This window comes from Psychrobacillus sp. FSL K6-1267, assembly GCF_038003265.1.
Lineage (GTDB): Bacteria > Bacillota > Bacilli > Bacillales_A > Planococcaceae > Psychrobacillus > Psychrobacillus faecigallinarum.
In genome coordinates, this window is the sequence record NZ_JBBOOR010000001.1 from 357,173 (window position 1) to 380,658 (window position 23,486).

A 23,486-nucleotide genomic window follows, 5' to 3' on the forward strand; every position below is an offset into this window, starting at 1 on the left:
TAGAAGCCCCGAAAACTTTTCCAGGTCGTAAAGTTTTCGAGGCTCTTTATTTTGAGTAGAGTTTTTTATAGATAATTGTTGTATAAGGTTAAGGGTCTACCTATTATAAAAGCCCACACCCCTTTAATGGGCTGTGGGCAAAGATTTTATCGAATACGACTTTCCGTTTCCTTGTCAAAGAAGTGTGCCTTTGACATATCAAATGTAAGTTGGATGTGTTGCCCAGTTTCTAAAAGTGAATCTGCATTGATACGAGCAACGTACTGCTGTTCTCCTAGAGTAGAATAAACCATGAACTCTGCTCCAGTTAACTCGCATACATCTACATGTGCATTTACAACAGATTCTGGTGTGCGAGTAAGATCCTCTGGATCAGCAGAAATATGTTCAGGGCGGATACCGAATATAACGTCCTTCCCATTGTAGCCTTGCCCATTTAACAGGGAAGCCTTTTCTGGAGATAACTTAATCTTATGCTCACCAGCAATAAAATAACCATCTTTTACGTGCCCTTGGAAGAAGTTCATAGCAGGTGACCCGATGAAGCCTCCAACAAATACATTTTCAGGATTTTCATAAACGTCTTTTGGCGTTCCCACCTGTTGAATGAGACCGTCCTTCATAACTACTAAACGAGAAGCCATCGTCATTGCTTCCGTTTGGTCATGCGTAACGTAGACAGTAGTTGTTTTAAGACGGTGATGAAGCTTAATAATTTCAGCACGCATTTGGACACGTAATTTAGCATCTAGATTAGATAAAGGCTCATCCATTAGGAAGAGCTTTGCGTCACGAACAATTGCACGACCAAGTGCAACACGCTGGCGCTGTCCGCCTGATAATGCTTTTGGTTTTCTGTTTAAAAGAGGCTCAAGTCCCAAAATATCTGCTGCATTTTTCACTCGCTTGTCGATATCTGCTTTTGGAAATTTTCTTAGCTTTAATCCGAAGGCCATATTATCATAAACAGACATATGTGGATAAAGAGCGTAGTTTTGGAAAACCATTGCGATGTCACGGTCTTTAGGTGCAACATTATTCATTAGCTTACCCTCAATACGAAGCTCACCTTTAGAGATTTCTTCAAGTCCAGCAATCATACGAAGAGTTGTAGATTTACCACAGCCTGATGGACCAACAAGAACGATAAATTCCTTGTCCTGAACATGTAAATTAAAGTCTGAAACTGCAGTTGAAGTGTCATCGTAAATTTTAAAGATATTTTCAAGAACCATTTTTTCCATTAGTAATCCCCCTAAAATTGTTTTTACCTTTCTTTAAGATTACCAATAGGAAATAATGGTTGATATGGATGATATGCACAAGATTTAATAAAATATATTGTGCATGTTGTTATTCATAGTTTACGAGCAAGCTTGCGCAATATACAATAAGTGCCCCGTCAAAGTCACGGACTGATATACCTGTGATTTCTTGAAATTTAGATAGTCTATAATGAAGGGTGTTTCGGTGAATATGTAATTTTTTTGAAGTAATAGAGGCGTTAAAGCCATTTTCAAAAAAAGCCTGTACGGTTTGCAGTAACTCCGTATCGAATTCAATAGGGATGAGCACCTCTTGGTGAATGATTTGTCTTAAGCTCTCGGACATTTCTTTTATTAAGATAGTCGGGAATATATTTTCAAGCGTATAAATTCTTCCGGGATAGTAATTTACGATACCGTTAGAGAACCATTCTCTTTCCAAAGTGTAACGTGAAGGGGTTTGTTCGTTTACAGTATTAAACTTTCCTACAAAGAGGTCTGCTTTTATGAAGAAATCACTTTCTAGAGCAAAGATAAAGGATGCAAGATCCTCTGTAGATTGAACATAAGTAGACTTTTGCTCAATAAGCAAGGCATTATCGTTGGAGATGAAAACCAGCTGCACAGCATCTTCAAAAAACAATTGGACTGCCTTAGTTAAATCTTCATTTAGAAAGTCACTATTCTTTATGACAAGTTGGATAATACGAAGTTCAGTACCAGCTTCAATAGGGAGTTCACCAGATCCATGAAGGAAACGAATCCATTTTTCGGAAAGTGAATAATTAGTAGGAAATGTTAAATCGACTACTGTGTAGAAAGAAGAGAGTAGTGCATAATCCCGAGAAGATACTTCATCCTTATTGATTTGTATCCACTGATTATTAGGGGCATCATGAAAAGTAAGGAAATTGTTATCTTTATTATTAGGGTATTCCGAAAATAATTGATAGGAAGGGAAAATTACTGATAAATCTTTACGCATGTTTTAAACTCCTTTCTTTTGAATACCTCTATTGTCCACAACATAGAAGAGGAATAAAGTATTAACTGGTTTAAACTAAAGTTTTCAATTTTAGAATTTTCATCTTAATCTCATTTTATCAAACTAAGGAATAATAAGAAAATTACAAATGCCTATATATATCCCTACAAATAAGAAAAGAAAATCACATAATATTATTCGATCCATATTAGGTAATCCAAAAATAAAAAGGGCTTTAAACAAAAATCTCCCAAGTTTCAAATGAACTCGAGAGATTTCTTATATTATTCAGATGACTGGAGCGCTTATTTTGTGTTGATTCTAGACCAATCTTTCAAGGTGCGATGTATTTATTACATAGGTTAGTTGAGACCAAACTCTGTAATTAAAGAGGCTAATCCGCCGTGAAAACCGCTCCCAATTGCATTAAACTTCCATTCATTACCGTGTCTGTATATCTCCCCAACCACGAGAGCAGTTTCAATTGAAAAGTCTTCTCCCAAATCATATCGAACTATTTCTTCGTGCGTCTCGTCGTTTACAATTCGAATAAAGGCATTTGAAACCTGGCCAAAGTTCTGACTTCTCGTGTCTGCGTCATGGATGGTAACAGTGAAGACTACCCTATGCACAGCGCTTGGCACTTGTCGTAGGTTAACTAACAATTGTTCGTCGTCGCCATCACCATCACCTGTTCGATTATCCCCAGTATGAACAACTGAGCCGTCCTCGCTTTGAAGATTATTATAGAAGATGAAACTTTTATCGCTTAGTGCTTTCCCATTTTGATCAACTAAGAAAGCAGAGGCATCTAAGTCAAAGTCATGACCACCACTATAGCGATTAGTATCCCAACCCAATCCAACCATGATTTTTGTTAATCCAGGATTCGTTTTTGTAAGATCAATCTTTTGTCCTTTAGATAGGTTAATAACTGACATTCAAATTCCTCCTTAAAATTAGATAGTATTAGACAATTAGTTATTTTCTCTGACCATCTTCATATTTCTTTTGTAGTTCCTCTAGTCGAAGACGACCTTGTTCCCTCATTTTGCGATTTTCTTCCTCAATTGCTTTTGTTTCGTTCATCCCTCGCATAATCGTATCCCACGTTTGCTCAATAGTTTCAATTTTAATGCTAGATTGACCAGACAGCTTAGCAATTTCTACACTCTGCTTAGAAATATCATTCGCATTTCTTAGCAGCATTTCGTTTGTGCGACGATCTAATTCACTCATGGATTGGGCGACCAGATTTTGTCTCTTTGCGGAAATAGCATTTATCAACCCGGTTTTAAATATAGGAATCGTTGTGACAAAGGCAGAGTTAATCTTTCCTATAAGCTTAGTGTTGCCACGTTGTAGCATTCTAATTTGAGGAGCAGACTGATATGCAACCTGTTTGGCCATTTCTAAGTCATAAATTCTTTGATCCAGCAATTCAATAGCGTTTTGCAGGGAGTTCAATTCCATTAAAACAAGCTGATCTCCTTTTTCCGCCTTTTCCTGCAGGGTAGGGAGTTGCTGACGTAATTGGTTAACCTTTAATTCCCCTGCAACAATATATTTCTCTAGCTCCATAAAATAGTTAAAGTTTTTATCATAGAGGTCTTCTAACGTTTGGGTAGACGTTTTCATCTCTTTTTCATATTTCGTAATTTCAATGTAGACTTTGTCTATTTCTTTTCCCATTGTTTGATATTTGTTGAAGAGCTTTTCGATTAGCTTTTCACCCTTTTTGAATACTTTGGTTAAGAGTGATGGCTTTTCTACAAAGTCTTTTTTATCGAACTTATCCATAATTTTACCTAGCTGTTTTAAAAGCTCGCTGGATTCTTCCATACTACTAGATTTTATTGTGTTTAAAATACGGCCCGTAAAAGCAGATATTTCATTGGCAGGTTCGCGACCAAACTCTAATAACTCCACCTGATTTTTAGGGTCAATTTTCGCCACCAATTGTAAAACCTGAGGGTCTCTCTTCAATTGTGTTTTAAGTTCATTGCTTTCCTCTAAAAGTTGTTCTTTCTGTTCCAATTCTAATTTTTGTAGTTCCAAATTACTTCAGCCCCTATATCATCTAAATTTTTTGAAAATTTTACTTACAACATTTTGTTCCTTATAAGGTTCATTGAAGGATCTATCATCCATCCAGTGCAAATCAAACATTCCTTCCTGGACCCACTTTTCGATATCCAAATGTCCTTGAGGATTTACTAAGATAATATCTAAACCAAGATAATGCATCATACATAAAGCGTTTGCATCTGCTCTACTCAACTCTGGTCCTTTTTCTTCGTTATATAAGAAGATAGTAGGGACAAATTGAGGATAATCGAATGTCTGAAACAAACGAATTACAAAATTAGGTAAATACATGGATTGAGAAAATGCATATAGCTGCAGTTCCTCAAATGATTCATTACCTTGGGGGATAAGAATTGGATCACGAACATGCTTAGCTATGGCTTCACCGATGGCTGTTTGTGTACCAGTTGGCAATTTACCATAAGACCACCAGTTAGAAGTTTTCATAATCTCTGGATTTAATGTTCCATCTGAACTTAAAGCATTGCGGTAATGGAACAAGGGATTTGTTTTCTGTTCCTTAGTGAATGGAAATTGACGAATTACATGGGTATCTTCTCGAGAGGTTAAGGAATGAACGTTGTTCCAAAAACGCTTTCGATTGCGGTCAATTCCCATGTATTTTGCAAAGACGACAGGAATAGTTACTAGCTGATTACTTACCTGAAAGTGAGGTCTAATCATGGCGCGCTCTTTGGCTATTAAAAATGCCTCATCCTCGGTAGTTTTTAACCTCACGGAATTTATTGAATGTGATTTAAACTGAAAGGGCTTATATAGGCCGGAGTCATCGTGATGTAAGAGTTCATTTATCTCTTGAGTAGCCTTAAAGGCAACTGTACCAGCAATTTTAGGCATTTCACTTGGAAATTCACTTGGCTTACTTGCGATTTTTGGGAATTTAAAGGAATGCTCCTCATCTATTCCAAACATTTGCTTAGGCCAGGATTCATCACAGGGATTGAATATTACTATATGAAATCCATAAGCTGCTAAATATTTCAGAAACCATCTCTCGCTAGGGGTGGCATCACCGTACCAAAGGAAACCGGGTAGACCGGTTTTAAAATCTAGTTTTTCTAGAACAGGTTCGACATGATTGAATATCCATTTAATCATGTCAATCGTTATCCGTCGGTATTCATGATGCTGAGTCCCTTCGACGTAGTTGGATTGGAGCTGTTTTAATAAATCTATTAAGACAATTCTTATACGTCTGTTTAAATCATTATCATTGAGCCTTGGTAGCAAGAAATGACCTTCCAAAAATGCAACCATTCGATTAGGGGAAAGTCCTTTTTCTTGTCGATGGATTTCAAAAAGCTGATTAATAGCACGTAGTTTATCAGACGAAATTTCTTTATTAAGAGAATTAGTAAGATTAATCAGCTTACCATCAGAATCATTGATCTGTGTATGCAGAATAGTAAAATATTCATCTTCATCTAAAGAGACACCAATAAATTGGCATAATAACTGGGGATACATCAGGCTATCTTGATCGATTGTAACTATACTTGGATCCTCTAAAGAGTTCTTTAGCCATTTCCCAATGTTAGATGAATCCCACGACTGCATCCTTATTGGATTTAACTTCACCATGGGTTTTACCTCCTATTCATACATATTATAACAAATTTCAGATACTTTTTTAATTATTTCTTCACCTGCCAATACACCAGTGTGATCGGTTATTTGAACGTGAGAGGGAAGGGTCCTATTATTTAAAATAACCTCCCCATGCTGTGGGATAAAGCCATAATCAGCACCCAAAACCATATCTAAATCTAACAAGGAATCGCCTGCTGCAATTACAATTTCTGCCTCTAAACGATCTGTCACAAACTCCAGTGCAAGCGATTTATTAATACAATTAGGCATTACGTATAATTTTCTCCCTTGTTTAGACAAGGTGAATCCTTGTTTGAAAAATAGTTGGGAAAGGTCTTCAAAATCCTCAACAGTAAACCTGTCTTCATCGATAATCATATATACAAACCAGTTCTCTGCCTGTAAGGAGTTCAAGATGGAACCTCTTTGGATATAAGGTTCTATTTGTGAAAGAACGTGAGGAATTGATGTACAGTCTGCCTCAAGCTCCTCCTTTACTTTATCCGACCACTCAGGGATCGGCCTTCCGTTCTCTAATATTACGGCTCCATTGGAGACAATAGAATATGTCGGTTTTTCCTGTGGATTATATAATCCAAATAAACGTTCATATTGTTTATTGGTTCGAGTAGTAACCGGTAAAAATTCAATCGAGGAGGAAAGTTCCTTGAAAATTTCCAGCCCCTCCTTGGTCATAAATGCAGCGGGATTATTCTCGCGCCATTCGACTATAGCTAAATCATGTTCACTTACTTCGTGTCCTCTAGATTTTTTACTATATATAAGTGTACGGTCTAAATCGCTTGCAAATAGAATAGTCATATTAGTTCCTCCGATTCTATAAGACCGATAGCACGATAATAAAGGTCAGGAATTATTTCGATAGGTATATTTTTTTCTTGGCATAAGCTTAAAATATGCTTAACAGCTTCATCACTTTCATCTCTTAATAGAATTTTGTATGGCTTTCTCCTTAATAACGTTCTGGTAGTTTCTCCAACGCTAGGCTTCACTTTGGTTAGGTCAGAGTTTTTGTAATATTTATGTGCTATTTCCTGAGCTACCTGCATGCCTAACCATGTTCTTTCATTCTTAATAGGGAATTCTTTTGACCGCGCTAAGATAGCTTTCTCTTGAGCCAAAAAGTGTGCAGAGATTTGATTTACGAAAGCATTTGATACATCTTCCTCCTCAAGATCAGCATAATACTTGGCCCCATGGTAATCTTCTGGCGACTGAAAAGAGTTATTTAAAATAGTTCTACTGATTAAACCAGATACTGTGGAATTTAAAAAAGCATTCGGTATAAGAATATCCTCTCTTGTACTATATAGAGTTGCACATCCCCCTGGATCGGAAAGGACTGCAAGGTCATCATTTAGATGTAGACCCTGCTGATTCAATTTTTGAATAGACTTGGTCAATTCTTTTTGAATAGCACCTTTTCCAGTCCAACCATCTACAAATTGTAAGTGATAATTAGGATATAACTCACGAATTGTTTTAATAGCATTTTCGTCAATCCCTTTTCCTCTTAAAATGGACACACTAAAATGTGGCCAGTCTAAGTCTAAAAATGACCGGGCATATCTTCTCATTAAAATCCCTACTGGGCTTCCGGCACGCGCCAAAGAAACAATGACGACGTGATCCGTTTTGGCATATTTATGGACGCGTCTGGTGACAATGCCTACTAATTGAGCTACATAGCTGGAAAGTTGAAGCATAGCCTGATTGTATAAATGAAGATACTCTTCGGATGGGCGATATTCTATAGGTAAAGACTCAGAATAATGATGTCCTAAAGAAAATGCCTTTTCTCGAGTGTCTACATTGGATTCAATCTGAATTTTGGACATATCCTTTAAGAGGAAGGTTATATCTTCAGGCGAGTAGCTTGTTTTTACTAAATCGGCAGTTTTAAGCATCATTTATTCCACCTCTTTTAGTTGGAGCTGCAAGGGATAACCATGTAACGGGACCCTTGCTTTGTAAGTAGTTCAGTAACGGAGACCAGGTATCCTTGTTTTTAACAGACTCGGCCACCACTAAGATTTGTTCAAATTCATGCTCTGTAAGGTTATATAAGTATTGTTCAATATTGTTAGAGTCAGGCAATATAAATTTACACTTGTTTTTAATAGGATAGTTTTCTTTATTTTTTGCAAAAATCGGGCTACGAGTCGTTGTTTGTATCTTAGTGTGTTTACCTAATGCGAGAGCAATACGACATGGAATATAAATATTTTCTCCTAAACCTATAACAAGCGTTGGCTTATTCCTATCAAGTTTCAGCGTATCAAGCAATTTATGTATCCAATCATCCATCGCTGCATGGTTTTCACTCGTAAGACCAAATCTACCAGTAAAATTGCTATAAATAGCATGCTCGCTAAAATAAGGAGCGGTATACTGAGAGGAAAAGTCATCTTCTAAAGGTAGATCGAAGTCTTCTCTACCTTTTAGGTAAGGTATGATATCCTCATGGATTATCTCTGTATTATGCAATGTGAATTGACCGGAGAGAATTGAAATTATTTCCGCATGAATCCCGTGCTTATTCATTAGGCTGTGAAAATTGTTTTTATTCTCAAGACTTCTCCAATCCAGAATAGATAAAATTTTAAATTGTTTTTTTGGGAACTTTTTATTTAAGGATATTATTAAGTTGGAAAGTGTGAGGCCAGAGGTTATCTCGTCATCAATCAGCACAATCGTCTCTGCTTCTTTTAACGAATTCTCAGAAGCGTATACTCGGTGAGAGGTAGCATGTGAGTGCTCTTCTTCAAAAACAAAAGAAGGGGTGAGATTGACGATATCTTCTCGCGTAGTATGAATATACTGCGCCTCCTCAAAATGATTAAAAACAGCATGACCTAATCCGGTAGCAGTTTCTGCGAAACCTATAAAGACCGTATTTGTCGGTAATCTAACTTTATATTTTAAAGAGCTTAGGCTAAGTTCACGGTCAGGCTTCCCTGAATCAATCATATGAATAATATCCATTAACTGAGGATGAGAAGATAAACCTTCGTTCTCCATTAACATAGAAGCAAGAACTGTTCCCGTACCTAGTGAAAGGGAAGGGTCTACTGCTAAGTGCTTCCCGAGAAGGCGACTAATAAATAGAAATTGCCTCTTTTTATTTATTCTTACTCCCATTTCAAAAAGTTGCTCAGGTGAAAGGTTATACGGATTATTTTGAATCTCAATGGTTAGCTTTAAATTTCCATGTAAATTATAAGTTCTTGATGTAGCCGATAAAGTCGTGTGTGGTAACATTTTCATTTAGCACCCCATATATCTCTGCTTGCGCTAGTATTTTTATAGCCCAACTATAATGAGGCTTTACCTCATTCATTTTATTTTTAGTAGGGCTTCTTAAAACTCCATTAGTTACATATCGATTTCCTGCAATCATGCTAGCATCGTCAAAAGTTTCTTTAGAAACAGGATACACAGCGTTAACGATGTCTATTTGGTTTGGATGAATGCATGTTTTACCATAGAAACCATTCAAAAGGTCCAATTGCACCTCTTCAAATAAAATCTTCTCGCTTTTAGTATCAAAGTATTCAAATACTGGACCAGAAATTATAAAGTTATTATCATATCTGTTGAAAGTATTTAGAATTTCTGTCAAACAATCTACGATCAACTGTAGTTGGTAAACAGTTCGATTGTAAGGGCGTCTAAGGCTAAAGAGGCTAGAAAAATCTGTTGCTCCAACTCTAATCGTTAAGATTAGACGTTCATAATGCAGGAATATTGCATATAGCTTTTGAAGCTCCTCTTGTCGAGATTCTTTATAAATAATTTCTTTTGTTTCGATAATAGGTAGACCGTATAGCGAAAAGGATTTTTCTTTATTTAAAGATTCCAGGCATGAAAAGAAATCTGAAGCATTATTAGAATTACATTTAGGAAAGACAATACCAGTAATGAGTCCAAGACTGTTTCCTAACTCTCGAGAAAGCCTAAGTAACTGTTCTGTATTCCGAATTCTTAAAAATAGTAGGGGTAGGTTATTCTGTAAGCTTGAATGTTCCTCGATTGCTTCTGCCAACGTGCGTAACTGTTCCACTACATTATTTTCTGCTTCTATTAAATCGTTGTCTGAAATAGAATCCTCTAAACAAATAATTCCGCTAGTGAGATTTTCAAAAGAGTTCTCAACGAACTTTAAGGAGAAATTACTCATAAGGCCAGGGATATATAAAGTAGCTCCTAGTGCAATCCCCAATTTTAGCTTATCCGTCGTTTTCGAAAATTCGTTAGGGGGTATATGAAAAAAATTATTAATCTCATTTTCACTCAAACCCTTAAAATGTCTCATGGTAATCACTCCTTAAATGAAGAAGGGGCTATAGGTCACCCAAATTCTATGAAATTTACTATTTGTAAAAAAAAAGCAAGGAAAAAGACCCTCGCTTTAGAAAAGATTTAACTAGTTTAAGCCAAAGTCAGAAACTAAAGCTCCTAACCCTCCTTGATAGCCGCTTCCAATTGCATTAAATTTCCATTCGTTATTGTGGCGATATAATTCACCAACAACGACAGCTGTTTCAATAGAGAAATCTTCTCCCAGGTCGTAACGGATAAGTTCTTCCTGAGTGTCCGCATTGACAATTCGTACATATGAATTATTTACTTGACCAAAATTTTGTCCTCTAGTGTCTGCATCATGAATAGTAATGCTAAATGCAATTTTTTCAATTGAGCTTGAGACCTTTGTCAGTTCAATGTTAACTTGCTCGTCATCGCCGTCGCCTTCACCAGTTCGATTATCTCCAGTATGAACTACTGCCCCATTACTACCTGAAGTATTATTATAAAAAATAAAATCAGCTTCAGAGTTACATTTTCCACTACCGTTTAATAGGAAGACGGATGAGTCTAAGTCGAAATCGTTGCGACCGTCATATTTGTTAGTATCCCATCCTAGTCCAACAATAATATTTGTTAAGCCTGGATTAGTTTTGGTTAAGTCTACCTTTTGTCCTTTTGATAAATTAATAGCCATATTTATTTAACACTCCTTAAAAATATTTGTTTGCAATAGATGTAATATCAGAGTCGGTTGTTCCTTCTCCAATTGCAGAGAATTTCCACTCTTCTCCAGCGCGATACAGTTCCCCTAGGAAAAGTGAAGTTTTTCCAGAATAATTGTCTGATAGATTATAGTGCACCAGTTCTTGTTTTGTATCGTTGTCTACTAAACGAATAAATGCATTTTTAATCAAGCCAAAGTCTTGTTTACGTTGTTTTGCTTGATAAATATTAACGACAAACAATAGCTTATGAACGGAACTTGGAACCGTTTTAAGGTTTACGTTGATAATTTCATCGTCTCCATCCCCAGCTCCGGTACGGTTGTCACCGGTATGTACGACGCTTCCATTATTAGAACTTTTGTTTCCGAAATATATTAATTGTTGTTTAGACGAGAGCTTATTATTTTCATTTAAAAGCAGAACAGAAGCATCGCAGTCTATTGCAGCACCACTAGAACCTCCACCAAAAAGACCTCCTAAAAACCCACCACTCTTTTGACTGACAGGATCCCAGCCGAGTCCTACCATTACACTCTTTAAGGAAGATCTTCCTTTAGTAAGGTCGATCTTTTGTCCCTTTACTAGATTAATAGCCATTAATAAACAAACCTCCCTAATTTCTGAATTTAATTAATTTTACGTAATTAACGTTGGAAAAGTTTCATTAAATGGTAATTTTTTTAACATTACCCATTCTTTTATATTTTAACGTTTTGTATCGAAAATTGGAAATTTTAAAATTATTGAGCCGATCTGCTAAAAATTTATTTAAAAAAACTTTGCTTTAGGCAAAGTTTTTTACTTACATTTATTGTTCCTGGTAGCTAATAGCTGCTAGCCCCAAAGTTTTAGCTGCTGTTAGCATGGCCTTCTCGTTAAAGTCAAACTTTGGACTATGATGAGGATATACATCTCCATTAGGCATCGCTCCAGTAAAGAAAAATGTTCCTGGGATCTGTTCAAGGTAGTATCCATAATCTTCGCCAATCATTAAAAGATCAGATTCTACTACTTCTTTAACATCAGGAATCTGTCTAGCTATTAAGGAAAGATATTCTGTTTCTTCTTTATGGTTAATAACTGGAGGGTAACCTCTTTCGTATGTGAGCGTATAAGTGCAGTCAGCTGTCATACAAGTGCCTTCCAACACACGTCGTAACTCATTTTCCATTAAGTCTCTTACAATAGGTGTAAATGTTCTTATGGTCCCACTCAATTTTACGGAATCGGCTATAATGTTAAATGCATTGTCGGCCACAAATGAACCGACAGAAAGGACAGCAGACTCCGTGGGATTAACTCTTCTAGAGACTATTTGCTGTAAATTTACTACTAGCTGAGAAGCAACTAGGATGGCGTCTTTCGTATCATGCGGATTAGCACCGTGACCACCGCGACCTTGAATTTTAATGATAAAACGATCAGCTGCAGCCATGACAGGACCAGAACGGTAGGCGACCGTACCAAGAGGTGTTTGAGACCACAAATGTGTACCAAAAATCACATCTACATTTTTTAAACAACCAGCCTCAATCATTGGCTTCGCTCCACCTGGAGCATATTCCTCCGCATGTTGATGTATAAATACATATTCTCCGCTAAGTTCTTCCTTTATCTCATTGAGTGTACGGGCAAGTATAAGTAAAGCAGCAGTGTGTCCATCATGACCACAGGCATGCATTACACCTGGAACGGTAGATTTGTATGGAACATCCTTTTCATCTTGAATAGGTAGAGCATCAAAGTCGGCCCGTAGAGCAATAGTCTTTCCAGGCTTTGAGCCTTTAACTCTTGCCACGACACCATTTCCACCGATATTGGCATCGAAAGGTATACCAAGCTGTAAATAAAATTCTTGAATATATTTAGCAGTTTGTACTTCTTGAAAGGATACCTCAGGATGCATATGTAAATACCTTCTAATCGTTACCATGTCGTCGTAGCTAGCTTCTAAGCTTTCCAATAGAACAGTATTCATAACAACACCTCTTTTATATTTTTTTTTGCATAGTAAATAGATAAGTAATAACGCTGCTAAAAGAAAATTTTTAACTATATTATCAGTTTAGAAAAGGTTAGAATTCTTCATCTCTAAAAATTATAACAGATTATAACTTGTATATTTTAAATTATTTAAATAATCTATTTTTTGTTTGGGTGTATATTGTGTAGATTAATTCACATCCTACAACTGTAATAATTTATTGAAAAGGAGAAAATAAAATGATTAAAAAAATGAAAATATTAATTGCTATTCTTATAATCGGTTTTCTAACAGCCTGTGGAAATGATGATAAGAAGGATGACACAACAACCGATACAACGACAACAGATACAAACAAAGATGAGAATATGGATCCAAATGCAACTGTTGACACTGGTAATGACGGAGATATTGGAGATGAAAAAGGAAAAGATGTTTCCACTAATGGTGACCAAAAAGTTGATGTAGCAGATGATTTGGCAGCAAAAGTTGCGGAACTGGATGAAGTGGATGCAGCTCACGTATTAGTGACGGACACAAATGCGTATGTTGCAGTAAGGCTAAAGGACGGAGTGAAAGAGAGCGAGGATATAAAAACTCGTATTTCTGATAAAGCCAAAGAAGGTAAAGGTAATTTAACCTTTGAAAACGTATACGTTTCTTTAGATCCTGATTTTGTTGGTAAAATGGAAGAGTACGGAACAAAGATCAGAGAAGGTGAACCAGTAGAAGGGTTCTTTGATGAATTCCGTGATACAGTTGATCGTATATTTCCTGACGCACGTTAAGACAATAAAGAAAGGCGAAGAGTTTTATCTCTTCGCCTTTTCATTATTTTAAACCAATATTTGCTTTGACATCCACCTCAGCATATTTTTTCTGATCTGCCCTGGCACCAATCAAGGCACCTACAAATCCACCTAAAAAGCCGGCTGGTACTGAAATAATTGCGGGGTTAGTCAATGAGAAAAGAGCAGTGCCATTGAAAAGATGTGTGCCGTCTGTTCCCCATAGGTTTGGACTCAATGAAACTAATACTAAAGCAGTTACCAGACCTGTAATAATCGCAGTCATAGCACCAGTAGTGTTAAATTTTTTCCAATAGATGGTGTAGATGATAACAGGTAAATTAGCACTCGCCGCAATACAGAAAGCAAGAGAAACTAGAAATGCTACGTTCATCGTCTGCGCACCTAAAGCTAGTATGATAGAAAGTACAGAAACTCCAACAGATGCAAGACGAGCGGCTTTCATTTGCTCTTTTTCTGTTGCTTTACCTTTTTTGATAATTTGTCCATAAATATCATGAGCAAATGCAGATGCCCCTGATAAAACAAGGCCTGCTACAACAGCAAGAATGGTTGCGAAGGCTACTGCAGACACGAAGGACATGAGAAAGTCTCCGCCAAGTGCTTTTGCTAGTAATGGCGCTGCCATGTTTCCTGCCGAGTTTGCTGCCATAATGTCACTAGCACCTACAAAATACGCAGCCCCGAAGCCTAAGAAAATAGTAAGCACATAGAAGATACCTACAATCCAAGTGGCATATACAACAGAAGAGCGAGCTGTCTTTGCATCTTTTACAGTGAAGAAGCGCATAAGGATATGCGGCAAGCCAGCAGTACCTAAAACTAAAGCAATCATCATAGAAATGGTATCCAAGCCATTCGTATATTTGACACCAGGATTTAAGTAATTTTCACCTTGTGCTGTAACCGTTTTCATTTCGGTGAACATTCCAAATATATTAAAGTTGAACTCCAATAATACTAAAAATGAAATGACAACCGTCCCAATCATTAACAGAACTGCTTTGATAATTTGTACCCAACTCGTAGCTGCCATTCCACCCCAAAGAACATAGATTGTCATCATAGTACCTACGATTAATACAGCAACCCAATAGTCAATGCCTAGTAATAATTGTATAAGTGCCCCTGCACCAACAAGCTGTGCAATCATATAAAACAAAACAATCGTAATTGTACTTATCGCTGCGGCCCCTCGAACTTTCTTTTGGTTGAAGCGTGCTGTAATCATATCTGCAAGCGTGTAGCGTCCAAGGTTTCGAAGTGGCTCGGCAACAATATAAAGAACTACTAAGTATGCTACTAAGTAACCTATACTGTAGAAGAAACCGTCAAATCCAAAGAGAGCAATAGCACCAGCGATCCCAAGAAACGATGCTGCGGAGAGGTAATCTCCAGCAATGGCTATACCGTTTTGCCAGCCAGTCAATCCTCCACCTGCCGTGTAAAATTCACTTGCAGAGTTTGTTCTTTTGGAGGCAATATATGTTACAAATAAGGTTAAAGCTACAATTCCTACAAAAAATATTAGACCAACTCCACTCATATTCATACATAGTCACCAGCCTTTTCTTTCTCAATTATTGCTTCAGCATCTTTATCAAATCCATTAGCTTTGCTCACGTAAATCATACATAAAGCCCAAGTCATTATGAACTGAGCGAAGGCAAACACCCAAACCCATGTAATATCTCCAATGGCTGGCTTATTCAATATCGTTGTATAAGAAGTCAGAATGGGTAAAGAAATATAAAATAGCAGAAAGAAAGCGGCGATTGGAATAATAAAGTTTCTTTTTTTCTTCTTTAAAGCTTTAAAATCCGGGCTTTGTGCGATAGCTTCATAGTTGTAAAGTGGTGGCTCAGTTCCACTTTTCTTCATTTTTTTAGAGTTTTTTTGAGGACTAGCAGGGTCTAATACACTTCCAGCTTTTTTTGGCATTTTCCTTCCTCCTATAACTTTATTAGTTTTCCGAATATTAAGTTAGAAAACTGTATATTTAATGATAGGGAAAATTAATCCAAATATCAATAAAAAATTCACAAAATTTACATTTTTCTAAAAATATATTTATATAATATTTAAAGCTTTAAATTTATTTGTTGGTCTAAAATTAGTTTCTTAATTCCACCTTTTCTAGGAAAGAATTGAACCTTAGGTTATTGAGCATGGCGGTGTATTTGTTAGTGATTTATTTAAAATAATTTTTTACTAAAATGTTTATTTCTAAATATCACCAAATCAAATTGTTAAATGATAATTTAAGATTTCCTTAAAAAATGCTAACATATATAAGTTGGACTAAAAAAAATTAACCAAGGAGGTCTGTTCATGAGTAATGCTTCAACCCTAGAAAAAACAATGCGCTGCAACCTGATGATAACGAATAATGCTCGCAAAGGAATCCAGGAATGGTCAACTGATGAACATGACTTTTTTAATATACAAAGAGAGTTTCGTGTTTATATTGAGAAACGTCCAGTTAACAATCAAGGAAATATATCTATTGCATTATATTTTGACAACATAGAGAATGTCGCACTGACAGAAAAACTTGGTGGCAAAGTAGCTGTAATGGACTGTGTGCTACAGAATAATGGGTTTTTGGCGACTGGATTCCATTTAAGAGGTGCTCGAGTTCCTATCCAAACGAATAGAAGACTACCGGTAAGCCTTACATTTGTCACCGAAAAAAATAATGGTGCAGGACTTCCTATACAACTACATACAAGAATAAGGGAGCTGCCTGTAGCAGAAGAACGCTCCGAATATGTTAAAAAGCGGATCTCGAGCTGGGAAGGCTATTTAAAAATACAGGAACGAAACGCCGATATTGCCGATATTACTGCTAGTTTTTCTAGAATTCAGTTTAATGAAGACTTTAGTAGAGTTTCTTTAATGGGCAGTGAAGTGAATGGGGACGAATGGAACAAAATAAAAGGTCTAAGTATTAGCTTTAAAGGTTATCAAAATGATATAGGTGATGTTCTAAAGGCAGACCGTGGCAAGAATATAATTGAGATAGAGCTAAGGCCGAAATATAGAGAAATGGCAAGAAAAAATAGTTTACACCCTAAGTTCAAGGAAGTGGTCTTTAGTAACTTTGCGACTTTAAGTCAAATACGTAGACTGCGAAAGGGTTTTGAAGACCTGCAAAATGGTTTGGCAGCAAATGCTAATCTTGAAAAAATTCTGTTTGAGGACCGCCCTACTATTAGGATTACAAATAAACAAAAGGAACTTGAATTTCATAACCGCCTAAATGAGTTTCAACAGGAAGCAGTTGTTGGGGCAATGTCAGCAGAGGATCTTTACGTGATACAAGGTCCTCCAGGGACGGGTAAAACAACAGTTATCTCCGAAATATGTCAGCAAAATGCTAAAGCAGGGCTTCGTACACTTGTAGCATCACAGTCCAACTTAGCAGTAGACAATGCTCTGAGTAGACTGCTTTCCAATAAAGAGATACGTATCTTGCGTTTTGGCCGAACGGAAAGTATAGAAGAGGAAGGGAAAAGATTTATAGAAGAAAATGTTGGCCAGTATTGGAAAGAGCAAACGCTAGCCACACTGAAGGCTGAACTAGAGAAACAAGCTTCTAAAGAGGGAACTCTAAAGCAACAGCTAGCCGACAATTATTCAGAAGAGAAAAGTATTAAAGAAGAGCAGCTACGCTTAGAGGAGGCTATCGAAAGAAAAGTCATAGCACAGGCTGAGCACGATGAACGTAATAATGAAATAAGAAAGCTAAAAAAAGCATTGGTATTGTTAAAAAAGGAACGAGAGGAAATAGAGGCTTCCTTGCTACCTCTTCGTACTCGCTCGGAACAGCTGGCTGAAGAAATAGAAAAAATGGATAAATTCGTAGAAGAAAATCCAACTGCCCAAGAGGTAACTGAGCAAATAGGTCAGCTGACAAAAGAAATAGAAAATACACATGAAAAAATACTGTTTAAAGAGACAATGGATTCCTTACAAAGAACAAAAAAAGAAATAGAAGAAACGAGAGAACAATATCACCTGCTCCATAAGAAATTGGGGGCTTTAGAAACTTTTAGGAAAGAAATTGAGACAATTCGTAAGGTTGATGAATTGAAAGAGAGGATGGAGCGTTGTGAAATTACACCTTCTTCTCTTGTAAAACGACAGATGGAAGAACTAGATGTGTTGATTGAGAATATTAAATCTTCTGCGGATTGGCAAGATTTATATGCTCGTTTGCAATCAGCAATCGAGTTTATCGAAAAACTGTTAAGAAAGTATAAGTTCCCTGTTGAAAATGTAAAAAATAATATGGGAAGAAGTGGAATCGTATTTGATTCAACCTATACAGTGAAAGAGATTCATCAATTTATGAACCGACTGAAGCATATTATGACATCAGATGAGGATGAGCTTACTACTGAAAAATTAGCTATTTTACTTGAGGGCTTGTACGTTCGAGAAAAATACGTATTGAAGCAGCAAGCAAATGTACAATTTTCGAAAAACAATTCTATTTCTAAGTATCAAGCTATTAAAACACAAGTAGGTAGCGAATTGGACAATGCATTAATCACTCTACAAAAACAGACAAATACATTAATCGATATGGGATCAACTCAAAAGAATCGTCTTGCAATGTTAGAACAAAAAATTCAACAAACTTATGAAGATATAGAGATGTATGAAAATATTCCAATGTTAGCCATATTGAGTTCTAGCTTATCAGACATGGAGAAGAAGCGAGAAACACTTACCAGTACATTCGAAAAGATTTCATCCTATATGGAACAACTTGTTCATAAAAAGAGTGACTGGGAGAACATAAACACTCAAGTTATAGAGAAGGAAACAATTCTCCAAGAAAAAGAATTAGAAAGCAAGAAAGTGAATGCACAGGGCTTGGAGCAAGAAAGACATTTAAAGGCTTTGGATGAAATTATTCTACAAAATCCAGAAACGGCTTTAAAAAAATCTAAAGAAAAGATAGTAGAACTAGTCCAAGAGGCAGGAAAGCTTAAACAGCAATTGGATAGTCTGCCGGTTACACAAGCTCTTCAAGATGAATGGTACTCCTTGCTACAGGATGCGAATGACCATGATTTAGAGGAAATCCGTAAATTATATGTCCGTCATGCAAATGTAATTGGTACAACTTGTGTAGCTTCGGCTCGTAAGGAATTCATGGAAAACTACCCAACCTTCGATGTAGTGATTATTGACGAGGTTTCGAAAGCGACCCCACCGGAATTGCTACTGCCTATGCTCAAGGGCAAGAAGGTTATTCTAGTTGGCGACCATCATCAGTTACCTCCACTTGTTGGGGAGGATACATTGGATGAGACCCTTCAGGCTATTTTGGAAGAGAGCGACAGCTTGGAAGAAAAAGAGGAATTGAAAAAGCTGTTGAAGGAGTCTCTATTCGAACGATTGTTCAAAAACCTGCCTAAAAGCAATAAAACCATGCTTGCCATTCAATATCGAATGCATGAGAGTATTATGGAAACCATTACTCCATTCTATGAAGAAGAAAATTACCGATTACAATGCGGTCTATCTGATTCAGATGCAATGCGCGATCATTTGCTGGATTCAAATATAGTTAAAAGAAAAGACCATCTTCTTTGGGTGGACATGCCTAATGAGAAGCGATACTTTGAAGAACGTATGAAAAACGGTAAGAGTCGCTTCAATCAGGCGGAGCTCGATTCCATTAGAAAAATTCTTATTGATTTGAATAAAGCAACAGAAACCGCTAAGACAGAGGGAAAAATGGAGCAACATGAAAAGAAAAGCATAGGAGTCATTAGTTTTTATGGGGAACAGGTAAAAAGAATTGATCGTCTCATCCAACAGGAATTGAACTTAAAGCATTTAAATTTTAGAACAGGAACAGTCGATAAATTTCAAGGAATGGAAATGGACGTCATCATATTGAGTATGGTACGAAACAACCAAGATAAGAGTGGAGATATCGGGTTTGCCAACGATTACCGACGACTAAATGTAGCTTTATCAAGGGCTAGAGAGCTGTTAATCCTAGTCGGTAGTGTAGAAATGTTCACGAAACGGGCTAAACAAAAAAGCTCTAGAGAAATGTACGGCCGTCTGAAAAGAATTGTAAAAGAGAAGGAAGGCTTCCGTAATCCTGAAATGATCGATCAAGGGAGCCAAATAGGAGTTAAATGATGCAATCATTACAAAATCGTTTGAAGCAGGAAATTCAACAGAATTCAAAACTAAAAATAATGGAATCTTTTCTATGGTGTGTTCCAATTCATACAATTGAGGTTGAGTACAAACGTATTAAGCGTACGAAGATGGATGTCCTGATGAAAATAATGCTGATTTCCTTTCAAAAGACAGACATCACATCTTCTATGCAGCTTAGTGAGCTATTACTTGTAGAGAATTTATTCATCGATGATTTAATAGATGTTATGAAGAAATCAGGTTTGATAGAGAAGGAAGAGGATTCTATTTCTTTAACGAGCAAGGGAATCCAGCAGCTGGAAGAGGGGATCTTTGAAGAAGAGCAGGAACCTGGCACACAAAATATCCTGTATAGTCCTAGCCACGAAGCCTTTTTAAAAGGAGAGATTAAGCCTGCTTCTGAGGGCGAGGAGTTGCTTGAAGTATATAGATATGCGAAAGAAGAAAAAAAGAAACTACTATTAGAAGATAGGTTGTTATTAGAAGCGGTTGAAGAATCTAAAGTTGAAGTGACAGAAGGAGACGCTCCGCTGATTATCATTTCCGAGATTATTACATCTTCTGAATTGTATATTGATGACATCCCATGCTTAGAATACATCGTTTATAACGAAAGTGATGACCTATTCTTTGCAAGAGTATGGAACACGCTTACGGATCGGTGGGATGAAGTTCTAGAAGAACAGTTAAATGAAAAAGAACGATTGAACTGGAGAAAAAAATATTTGAACTAAAGAGTGAAGCTCACCTTATGTGGTGGGCTTCTCTTTTTGAATCAATTTCATAATTTCTATTTATGTAAAAACGAACAATAGAAAAATAATTAATGGTATCTATATATTTACAATGAATAAAGTATAATCGATTTCCACTTTAAGTGGATACCTTCCTCCGCGTGGGGAGCGATAAGCCATCATCGTCGCATTCGGGTCGTTTGCTTATGGTTAGGGATGGGATTTGCGAGATTAACTCACATAAAAATATTTTTTCACTTTATTTAGTTACCTTGTAATACTCATCTATAGGTATAAAAAGTCCGACTTTTCCATGCTCCTCGTGATTTAATGTAGCAAAAACTACACCAATTACTAGGCCATTTTCATTGAATACAGGACTTCCGCTATTACCTCTATAAACTGGTGCCTTCATCATCATGACCGGCACTTCCCAGTCAACTAATTGATAAGGTTCAATAAGCATTCCTTCATTTGCAATACTTGTAAATCGAAGAGGGTTTCCAATGAATGTAATATGATCGTCTTTCTTAGCCGACATACTATCTGCCAAGTCTAAATATGGAAGACCAGCTTCGTCAGGGATTTGTAAAACTGCTAAATCGATTTCAGGGAAAGTTTGGATAACTTCTGCTTTAAAACGGCCTGCCTCAGGGAAGCCAACTTTCACATTTTTATTTCCTTCTACTACATGATTATTTGTAATAATTTTTCCCTCACTTGAAACAGAAAAACCAGTACCTTTACTGTCATCTGTTAAAACAACTACAACAGCCTTTTTATCTGCCGAAACTTCATCTTGAGCTGAAAGGCGCGCAGATGTTTTTAAAAATTCAATTGCAGGAATGGAGTATATTTGAAAAATAAGACCAAAAGTATTCACGAATAATACAGCAGCCATTACGTAAAAGATCCATTTTGGAAAAGGACGCACTCGAGTTGGATTATTTTTTTCTCTCGCAGCCTTTTGAAGAGCCTCGGCTTGAGCCTCTAAAACCAAGCGCTGCAATTCTTCATCATCTATGTCCTCTTCCCATTCTTCTCTTTTGCGATCATAAGGCATCTTTATTCACTTCCTCGCAACCAAGTATGTATTATCATTATACATAAATGTTAACTAAGCACATTTACTTAATTGGCAAGACTAGAAATTATTTCACTTGAAATTAAGGGAAAAGGGGTTTATTATATGACTATAAGCTGCATTGTTCGTATGAATATTAAGTTTTAACCTTTATGCTGTAACAGGGAGTTTTATATAGAGCCGGAATGACAAGCTTCGTTCTCTTTTTAGACAATGAAGACATGCATAGAAGGTTTCTGCGAACACCCACTTTGAGGAGTGGTGGTTTAAAACTTTCATATAAGATACGGCAAAGGCGGCTTTTACCATTAAAGTATAGTTTCAATAAAACTTTCTAGCCAAGCATCTTCCCTTTTAAGGGAAGGTGCTTTTTTGTATAGAAAAGTTTTTTAGGATTTTCTCATAAATCATATGGCATAACCCCATTTGCTTGTCGGGGCAGACATAGGCGCTTGCGCTTTTCTTATTGTCAGCGCCTTGTCCCTCGAGGTCAAATGGGAAAAAGCTGTGGTGGCTGAGGAACTGCCTCCTCGCTGTTCCCCATTTGCTTGTCGGGGCAGACATCAGGCGCTTGCGCATTTCTTCATAAAATCATTTTTAGAAATTTTTAGAAAGATTTCATGTAAGAAACCATTTGTAATACTCCTTTGGGTTCTGTCATGTATTTATTATCTCTTTAACACTATTCTGAAATAGCTTTGACATCTTTAAGTGTTATGCTAGGAGTCGTTAGTGAAAAGGAGGAAATTCATTTTATGAAAAAACACATTGTAGCACTAACAGCTATAGCAGCACTATCAGTAGGGACAGCAGGACAAGCTTTTGCATCAAGTGTCCATACGGTAGAAAAAGGCGATACACTTTGGTCCATTTCACAAGATAATAATGTTAGTGTGGAAAATTTACAAGCATGGAACGATCTCGATACAACACTTATATACCCAGCTCAACAATTAAAATTAGGGGAATCCACTGATACTTATACAGTTGTTTCAGGGGACACTATTTCTGGAATTGCCAGCAAGCATGGTATGAGTGTGACTGAACTAATGACTAGTAACCAGCTAATAGACGATTTAATATATCCTGGAGACAAATTAGTTGTTAGTGCAGGCAAAGTACAATCACAGGTAAGTGCAGCTCAAAGTCCTGCAAGCAGCAACTCAAACACTACTAATTCAAGTAAACCAGCGGCTTCAACGTCTACTAGTTCAAGTAAACCAGTGGCGTCAACCTCTGAAAAAGAGATAACCGTAACTTCTACTGCATATACTGCTTCCTGTAAAGGGTGTTCCGGAATTACTTCCACTGGAATCGATTTAAATGCCAATCCAAATCAAAAGGTTATTTCAGTTGATCCTTCTGTTATTCCTTTAGGTTCAAAAGTTTGGGTCGAAGGTTATGGAGAGGCTATTGCTGGGGACACTGGTGGAGCTATTAAAGGAAATACAATTGATATATATATGCCTTCCTATGAAGATGCTATTAAGTGGGGACGCAAGACAGTTACAGTAAAAATATTAAAATAAAACTTTTCTGATTAATAAAAAGGCCTATAGTCGTTATGGATAAAAAAATGGATGTTATAGGCAGTCACTAATGAAAAAATCGTTATATCATTCATAATTTTTACATTGAAAATCTCAATATTTTTTTATCTTTAATATTTTGGTTTCT

19 protein-coding genes and 1 other RNA gene are annotated in these 23,486 nt (G+C 36.7%); 5 read left to right on the top strand and 15 right to left on the bottom strand.

The window, feature by feature from the left end; translation table 11 throughout:
* Positions 1 to 146: 146 nt before the first annotated feature.
* From MHB55_RS01795 to MHB55_RS01850, 12 genes are all read right to left on the bottom strand, one after another.
* Entirely contained in the window at positions 147 to 1,244 is a 1,098-nt protein-coding gene (locus MHB55_RS01795; RefSeq protein ID WP_144538485.1) for an ABC transporter ATP-binding protein, read from the bottom strand.
* 109 nt (positions 1,245 to 1,353) lie between these two features.
* Positions 1,354 to 2,250, bottom strand: coding sequence for a PucR family transcriptional regulator (locus tag MHB55_RS01800; protein WP_340862428.1), 897 nt, complete (start codon positions 2,248 to 2,250; stop codon positions 1,354 to 1,356).
* 362 nt (positions 2,251 to 2,612) lie between these two features.
* Complete coding sequence (locus tag MHB55_RS01805; protein ID WP_144538487.1) at positions 2,613 to 3,191, bottom strand: TerD family protein; 579 nt, start codon at positions 3,189 to 3,191, stop codon at positions 2,613 to 2,615.
* A gap of 40 nt (positions 3,192 to 3,231) precedes the next feature.
* Positions 3,232 to 4,308, bottom strand: coding sequence for a toxic anion resistance protein (locus tag MHB55_RS01810; protein WP_186318158.1), 1,077 nt, complete (start codon positions 4,306 to 4,308; stop codon positions 3,232 to 3,234).
* A gap of 18 nt (positions 4,309 to 4,326) precedes the next feature.
* Positions 4,327 to 5,940 (bottom strand): YceG family protein, encoded by a 1,614-nt coding sequence (locus MHB55_RS01815; RefSeq protein ID WP_144538489.1) that lies wholly within the window; start codon positions 5,938 to 5,940, stop codon positions 4,327 to 4,329.
* A gap of 12 nt (positions 5,941 to 5,952) precedes the next feature.
* The gene (locus tag MHB55_RS01820) at positions 5,953 to 6,771 is read right to left on the bottom strand and encodes an HAD hydrolase family protein (protein WP_151111544.1); all 819 of its coding nucleotides are present in this window, start codon (positions 6,769 to 6,771) and stop codon (positions 5,953 to 5,955) included.
* Entirely contained in the window at positions 6,768 to 7,880 is a 1,113-nt protein-coding gene (locus tag MHB55_RS01825; protein ID WP_340862429.1) for a cysteine protease StiP family protein, read from the bottom strand. The genes MHB55_RS01820 and MHB55_RS01825 overlap by 4 nt, the downstream gene beginning before the upstream one ends.
* Complete coding sequence (locus MHB55_RS01830) at positions 7,870 to 9,237, bottom strand: phosphoribosyltransferase family protein (RefSeq protein ID WP_340862430.1); 1,368 nt, start codon at positions 9,235 to 9,237, stop codon at positions 7,870 to 7,872. The genes MHB55_RS01825 and MHB55_RS01830 overlap by 11 nt, the downstream gene beginning before the upstream one ends.
* The gene (locus MHB55_RS01835) at positions 9,188 to 10,285 is read right to left on the bottom strand and encodes an HpcH/HpaI aldolase/citrate lyase family protein (RefSeq protein WP_144538491.1); all 1,098 of its coding nucleotides are present in this window, start codon (positions 10,283 to 10,285) and stop codon (positions 9,188 to 9,190) included. Before MHB55_RS01835 ends, MHB55_RS01830 begins: the two co-directional genes overlap by 50 nt.
* 111 nt (positions 10,286 to 10,396) lie before the next feature.
* Positions 10,397 to 10,972, bottom strand: a complete 576-nt coding sequence (locus MHB55_RS01840) for a TerD family protein (RefSeq protein WP_340862431.1) — start codon at positions 10,970 to 10,972, stop codon at positions 10,397 to 10,399.
* 16 nt (positions 10,973 to 10,988) lie between these two features.
* On the bottom strand, positions 10,989 to 11,600 hold the full coding sequence (locus MHB55_RS01845) for a TerD family protein (RefSeq protein WP_144538493.1): 612 nt from the start codon (positions 11,598 to 11,600) through the stop codon (positions 10,989 to 10,991).
* 211 nt (positions 11,601 to 11,811) lie between these two features.
* Positions 11,812 to 12,981: a M20 family metallopeptidase gene (locus MHB55_RS01850; RefSeq protein WP_340862432.1), complete on the bottom strand. Its 1,170-nt coding sequence runs from the start codon at positions 12,979 to 12,981 to the stop codon at positions 11,812 to 11,814.
* Positions 12,982 to 13,226: 245 nt separating this feature from the next.
* Between MHB55_RS01850 and MHB55_RS01855 the strand changes: the two genes are divergently transcribed.
* Positions 13,227 to 13,775, top strand: a complete 549-nt coding sequence (locus tag MHB55_RS01855; protein ID WP_340862433.1) for a YhcN/YlaJ family sporulation lipoprotein — start codon at positions 13,227 to 13,229, stop codon at positions 13,773 to 13,775.
* A 43-nt stretch (positions 13,776 to 13,818) separates the two neighbouring features.
* On the opposite strand, the gene MHB55_RS01860 is transcribed toward MHB55_RS01855, so the two are convergent.
* Complete coding sequence (locus tag MHB55_RS01860) at positions 13,819 to 15,342, bottom strand: solute symporter family protein (protein WP_154312364.1); 1,524 nt, start codon at positions 15,340 to 15,342, stop codon at positions 13,819 to 13,821.
* A gap of 2 nt (positions 15,343 to 15,344) precedes the next feature.
* Positions 15,345 to 15,677, bottom strand: coding sequence for a DUF485 domain-containing protein (locus MHB55_RS01865; RefSeq protein ID WP_154312363.1), 333 nt, complete (start codon positions 15,675 to 15,677; stop codon positions 15,345 to 15,347).
* 450 nt (positions 15,678 to 16,127) lie between these two features.
* Here MHB55_RS01865 and MHB55_RS01870 point away from each other — a divergent pair, with 450 nt between their 5' ends.
* Both MHB55_RS01870 and MHB55_RS01875 read left to right on the top strand, forming a co-directional pair.
* Positions 16,128 to 19,967 (top strand): AAA domain-containing protein, encoded by a 3,840-nt coding sequence (locus MHB55_RS01870; RefSeq protein ID WP_340862434.1) that lies wholly within the window; start codon positions 16,128 to 16,130, stop codon positions 19,965 to 19,967.
* On the top strand, positions 19,967 to 20,725 hold the full coding sequence (locus MHB55_RS01875) for a hypothetical protein (RefSeq protein ID WP_154311752.1): 759 nt from the start codon (positions 19,967 to 19,969) through the stop codon (positions 20,723 to 20,725). Before MHB55_RS01870 ends, MHB55_RS01875 begins: the two co-directional genes overlap by 1 nt.
* Positions 20,726 to 20,984: 259 nt before the next feature.
* Here MHB55_RS01875 and MHB55_RS01880 read toward each other — a convergent pair whose 3' ends face one another.
* On the bottom strand, positions 20,985 to 21,788 hold the full coding sequence (locus tag MHB55_RS01880; RefSeq protein ID WP_340862435.1) for a S1C family serine protease: 804 nt from the start codon (positions 21,786 to 21,788) through the stop codon (positions 20,985 to 20,987).
* Positions 21,789 to 21,919: 131 nt separating this feature from the next.
* Between MHB55_RS01880 and ssrS the strand changes: the two genes are divergently transcribed.
* Together ssrS and MHB55_RS01890 are read left to right on the top strand one after the other, a co-directional pair.
* Positions 21,920 to 22,115: non-coding RNA, 6S RNA (gene ssrS / locus MHB55_RS01885), on the top strand.
* Positions 22,116 to 22,564: 449 nt separating this feature from the next.
* Positions 22,565 to 23,338: a 3D domain-containing protein gene (locus tag MHB55_RS01890; protein WP_340862436.1), complete on the top strand. Its 774-nt coding sequence runs from the start codon at positions 22,565 to 22,567 to the stop codon at positions 23,336 to 23,338.
* Positions 23,339 to 23,486 lie beyond the last annotated feature (148 nt).

Bases quoted from the DNA above. Each gene is read 5' to 3' on its own strand.
- MHB55_RS01840 (WP_340862431.1), bottom strand. From the start codon at position 10,972: ATGGCTATTAATTTATCAAAAGGACAAAAGGTAGACTTAACCAAAACT.
- MHB55_RS01880 (WP_340862435.1), bottom strand. From the start codon at position 21,788: ATGCCTTATGATCGCAAAAGAGAAGAATGGGAAGAGGACATAGATGAT.
- MHB55_RS01845 (WP_144538493.1), bottom strand. From the start codon at position 11,600: ATGGCTATTAATCTAGTAAAGGGACAAAAGATCGACCTTACTAAAGGA.
- MHB55_RS01815 (WP_144538489.1), bottom strand. From the start codon at position 5,940: ATGGTGAAGTTAAATCCAATAAGGATGCAGTCGTGGGATTCATCTAAC.
- MHB55_RS01870 (WP_340862434.1), top strand. From the start codon at position 16,128: ATGAGTAATGCTTCAACCCTAGAAAAAACAATGCGCTGCAACCTGATG.
- MHB55_RS01865 (WP_154312363.1), bottom strand. From the start codon at position 15,677: ATGAAGAAAAGTGGAACTGAGCCACCACTTTACAACTATGAAGCTATC.
- MHB55_RS01800 (WP_340862428.1), bottom strand. From the start codon at position 2,250: ATGCGTAAAGATTTATCAGTAATTTTCCCTTCCTATCAATTATTTTCG.
- MHB55_RS01805 (WP_144538487.1), bottom strand. From the start codon at position 3,191: ATGTCAGTTATTAACCTATCTAAAGGACAAAAGATTGATCTTACAAAA.
- MHB55_RS01795 (WP_144538485.1), bottom strand. From the start codon at position 1,244: ATGGAAAAAATGGTTCTTGAAAATATCTTTAAAATTTACGATGACACT.
- MHB55_RS01830 (WP_340862430.1), bottom strand. From the start codon at position 9,237: ATGAAAATGTTACCACACACGACTTTATCGGCTACATCAAGAACTTAT.
- MHB55_RS01820 (WP_151111544.1), bottom strand. From the start codon at position 6,771: ATGACTATTCTATTTGCAAGCGATTTAGACCGTACACTTATATATAGT.
- MHB55_RS01825 (WP_340862429.1), bottom strand. From the start codon at position 7,880: ATGATGCTTAAAACTGCCGATTTAGTAAAAACAAGCTACTCGCCTGAA.
- MHB55_RS01860 (WP_154312364.1), bottom strand. From the start codon at position 15,342: ATGAGTGGAGTTGGTCTAATATTTTTTGTAGGAATTGTAGCTTTAACC.
- MHB55_RS01850 (WP_340862432.1), bottom strand. From the start codon at position 12,981: ATGAATACTGTTCTATTGGAAAGCTTAGAAGCTAGCTACGACGACATG.
- MHB55_RS01875 (WP_154311752.1), top strand. From the start codon at position 19,967: ATGCAATCATTACAAAATCGTTTGAAGCAGGAAATTCAACAGAATTCA.
- MHB55_RS01890 (WP_340862436.1), top strand. From the start codon at position 22,565: ATGAAAAAACACATTGTAGCACTAACAGCTATAGCAGCACTATCAGTA.
- MHB55_RS01835 (WP_144538491.1), bottom strand. From the start codon at position 10,285: ATGAGACATTTTAAGGGTTTGAGTGAAAATGAGATTAATAATTTTTTT.
- MHB55_RS01855 (WP_340862433.1), top strand. From the start codon at position 13,227: ATGATTAAAAAAATGAAAATATTAATTGCTATTCTTATAATCGGTTTT.